General features: G+C 48.6%; 1 protein-coding gene. It reads right to left on the bottom strand.

From position 1 onward, the window contains the following. Nucleotides 1-42: 42 nt before the first annotated feature. A complete protein-coding gene (locus DFR28_RS19535; RefSeq protein ID WP_113956088.1) occupies nt 43-1,251 on the bottom strand; it encodes an IS256 family transposase in 1,209 nt (402 codons plus the stop codon). Nucleotides 1,252-1,306: the final 55 nt, after the last annotated feature.

Below are 1,306 nucleotides of genomic sequence, written 5' to 3'. Positions count from 1 at the left end.
AGAGAGTGTAAATCTAACTGTGTAAATGCCATTGGTTGGGATTTAAATATAGTCAGTTAGTCGATCCTCAAACTCGATCATAAATCGGTTGAGAGCAGATTTCCAATTACGTATCGGCATGGTCCATTTCTTCGACGCTTGTTGGATAGCGAGGTAGATCACTTTTGTGGCCGCCTCATCGGTCGGAAACAGTTTGCGTTTTTTGATCGCTTTACGAATTACGCTGTTCAAGGATTCGATTGCGTTGGTGGTATAAATTGCTTTGCGGATATCCGCGGGGTAGTTAAACAGCGTGTTCAGATTCTCCCAGTGTGCTCGCCATGACCGACTGATCTGTGGATATTTCGCGTCCCACTTTTCACTAAATTGATCGAGCGCAAGCAGCGCCTTATCTTCCGTCGTCGCTTGATAAATTTGCTTGAGATCGGCGGCCACAGCCTTGTAGTCTTTCCACGGCACGTACTTCATCGAGTTGCGTACCATATGGACAATGCACAGTTGAATCCGAGTCTCTGGATAGACTGTTTGAATCGCGTCAGGAAAGCCGTTGAGACCATCTACGCAGGCAATCAAGATGTCTTTCACGCCTCGGTTTTGCAGCTCAGTTAATACGTTTAGCCAAAACTTAGCGCCTTCGTTCTCGGATATCCAAAGGCCTAGAAGCTCCTTGTGGCCGTCCATATTGACACCCAGAGCTAGGTAAACGGCTTTGTTAATAACACGCTTATCCTGGCGAATCTTGACCACAATACAGTCCAGATAGACGATAGGATAAACGTCATCCAGCGGACGCGACTGCCATTCAATTACGTCGGCCAGAACGGCGTCGGTGACGCGAGATACCAGCGTTGGTGACACATCGGTACCGTACAGTTCTTCAAGCGTCTGAACGATCTCGCGCGTACTCAGACCTTGCGAATACAGGAAGACGATTTTCGAATCCAGCGTCGGCACGCGCGTTTGACGTTTCTTGATAAGTTGGGGTTCGAAGCTGGCGTCTCGATCGCGCGGCGTCTCGATATCCAGCGCGCCATCGTCCGTGTACACCGTCTTGCGCATCGTTCCATTGCGGGAGTTTACGTTGCTGCTGTTATCATGTTTCGCGTAACCGAGGTGGTCGTCAAGTTCCGCATTCAGCGATTTTTCAAAGAAACGCTTATGGAGTAACTTAGTGGCTTCTGCCACTTCCTCTTGGCTATCGAGCCCGTCGAGGAGCTGCTCAATCTGAGCAGAGAGTTTGTTCTTAGTCATAGTATCTACCTTAACAAGTTGCGTTAAGCAGATACACAGTTCAGTTTACAGTCTC

This window comes from Arenicella xantha (assembly GCF_003315245.1).
Lineage (GTDB): Bacteria > Pseudomonadota > Gammaproteobacteria > Arenicellales > Arenicellaceae > Arenicella > Arenicella xantha.
Note: the sequence above shows the minus strand (reverse complement) of the source record. Positions and strands in the feature narration are given on the sequence as shown.

What these genes read in the sequence shown, in the direction of transcription:
- DFR28_RS19535 (WP_113956088.1), bottom strand. Translation starts at nt 1,251, where the DNA reads ATGACTAAGAACAAACTCTCTGCTCAGATTGAGCAGCTCCTCGACGGG.